This is a genomic window from Mesorhizobium sp. M5C.F.Ca.IN.020.29.1.1, assembly GCF_003997375.1.
GTDB classification, from domain to species: Bacteria; Pseudomonadota; Alphaproteobacteria; order Rhizobiales; family Rhizobiaceae; genus Mesorhizobium; species Mesorhizobium wenxiniae.
Genome location: NZ_RZSW01000782.1, coordinates 1 through 2,153, shown reverse-complemented (window position 1 = coordinate 2,153; position 2,153 = coordinate 1). Strand labels below are relative to the sequence as shown.

The 2,153-nt window shown below is 59.5% G+C and carries 1 protein-coding gene and 2 pseudogenes; 2 read left to right on the top strand and 1 reads right to left on the bottom strand.

Features of this window, described 5'->3' with window-relative positions:
- Positions 1-200 (bottom strand): CBS domain-containing protein (locus EOA85_RS33475; protein ID WP_127212561.1); only part of this gene is annotated, 200 nt, incomplete at its 3' end.
- 353 nt (positions 201-553) lie between these two features.
- On the opposite strand from EOA85_RS33475, the pseudogene EOA85_RS33470 reads away from it, so the two are divergent.
- Both EOA85_RS33470 and EOA85_RS33465 read left to right on the top strand, forming a co-directional pair.
- A pseudogene (locus tag EOA85_RS33470) lies at positions 554-1,259 on the top strand (ABC transporter ATP-binding protein).
- A 4-nt stretch (positions 1,260-1,263) separates the two neighbouring features.
- A pseudogene (locus tag EOA85_RS33465) lies at positions 1,264-2,153 on the top strand (ABC transporter permease); the annotation flags it as partial.

Here is a 2,153-nt window from a genome sequence, read left to right as displayed (position 1 = left end):
CCTGACGACAATGCTGTGGCACCGAGTTCCGACCTGCGCAGGAAGTCACCTTCGCTCACAATTCCAACCACGCGGCCGCCATCGTCGACGACCGGCATGCCGCTGATGCGATGATCCAGCATGATCCGTGCTGTGTGTCTTACGCTGTGGTCAGGCGACACCGTAACAACCCTTGCAGTCATTACATCCTTTGCTCTCATCGGCCTCATCCTAGTTCAGTTCAAGTGGACAGGCGCTCGGGCACCAATCGGCAATATGGTAGCGTAGCCGGCCCCAGCCTCCTTTGAGGCAAATCAATACCGGCTCCGAACCAGACGACCCGGACGACTTGAACGCCTGCTCCCAGTACTTGTCTGTTGCGGTGCCGGCACAAGTGATGGCCTTCGGACTCCTCGTTTTGATTTGCGTCAATGTGGCTCTCATCTGCAGGGATGACTGTGGTGCGGAGATACGAGGGGGTTGAGCTGGCGAGGACGCATTTTCCCAACCCAACTCGCGGATCTATCCTGGAGCCGGCGCGACAAATGCCTCGAACATGCGATCTCCAAAGGCCATGGCTGACCTCGTCTTCAGCGCCAGAGCGCTGACCAAAACTTACACCTCGGGTGAGACGCAGGTGCTTGCCCTGCGCGCTGGACCTGGAAATCTTCGCTGGAGAAGTGGTCGTGCTGCTCGGCCCGTCAGGCAGCGGCAAGTCGACCCTCCTCAACATCATGGGCGGGCTTGACCATGCCACGAGCGGTCAGTTGTTCTTCAGGGATCAGGAGTTGACCAACCTCGATGATCGAGGCCTTACGGCCTATCGTCGCCAGCACGTCGGGTTCGTTTTTCAATTCTACAATTTGATCCCTAGCCTGACGGCTTATGAAAATGTCGCCCTGGTTACGGAGATTTCCGATCACCCGATGCGCCCGGACGAGGCGCTGGCGCTTGTTGGACTTGAACCGAGGGTGCACCATTTCCCGGCTCAGCTCTCCGGTGGCGAGCAGCAGCGCGTGGCCATTGCCCGCGCCATCGCCAAGCGCCCCGACGTGTTGCTTTGCGACGAGCCGACCGGCGCTCTCGATTCCAAGACGGGCATCCGGGTGATCGAGGCACTGCTGGGCATCAATGCGCAGCTCGGCACCACGGTCCTCATCATAACGCACAACGCCAGCATCCAGGACGTCGCCGACCGCGTGCTGTTCTTCGCCGACGGTCAAATTTCCAGAGTTCACAAGAACAAGGCGCGCCGAACTGCCGCCGAGCTCGTCTGGTGATCCGATGCGCACCCTGGATATCAAGCTCTTTCGTGATCTGGTGCGGCTCTGGGCTCAGGCGCTTGCGATCGCTCTCGTCATTGCCGGCGGAGTGTCCACAGTGGTTCTTGCTGTCGGCTCCTTGCGGTCGCTGGAGGAAACCCGAATTGCTTATTACGAGAGGCACCAATTCGCCGATGTCTTTGCGTTGGTCAGGCGTGCGCCGAAGACGCTGCTCACTCAAATTGCAGAAATCCCCGGAGTTGCTGCCGTGCAAGGGCGAATTGCCAAATTGGCCCTGCTCGATATTCCTCAGTTTAGCGAGCCTGCAACGGGACTATTCATTTCGTTGCCTGAGGACCGTCAGCCCGCGCTTAATCGGCTGTACATACGGTTAGGCCGGATGCCCGAACCTGGGCGAGGCGATGAAGTTGTCGTCACCGAGGGCTTTGCCAAAGCACATGCATTCAGGCCGGGGTCTCACTTCGCTGCCATTCTCAACGGCCGCAAGCGCGACCTCGTCGTCGTGGGTATCGCGCTCTCGCCGGAATTTATCTACGCCATAGGGCCGGGCGACCGCATGCCGGACGAGCGTCGCTTTGCCATCGTCTGGATGTCTGAAAAGGCTCTCGCCAGCGTCTACAACCTGGACGGCGCATTCTCCTCGGTCATTCTCAGCCTAATGCGGGACGCCTCGGAAGGCGAGGTCATCACGCGCCTCGACGCGTTGCTCGATCGCTACGGTGGACAAGCAGCATATGGGCGCGAGGATCAGACCTCACACGCCTTTCTGGAACACGGGCTCGACATGCTCAGGAATATGAGCCGCACGCTGCCGCCGATCTTTCTTTTGGTGGCCGCATTCCTGATCAACGTGACGCTTAGCCGGATCGTCGCGCTCGAACGCGAACAAAT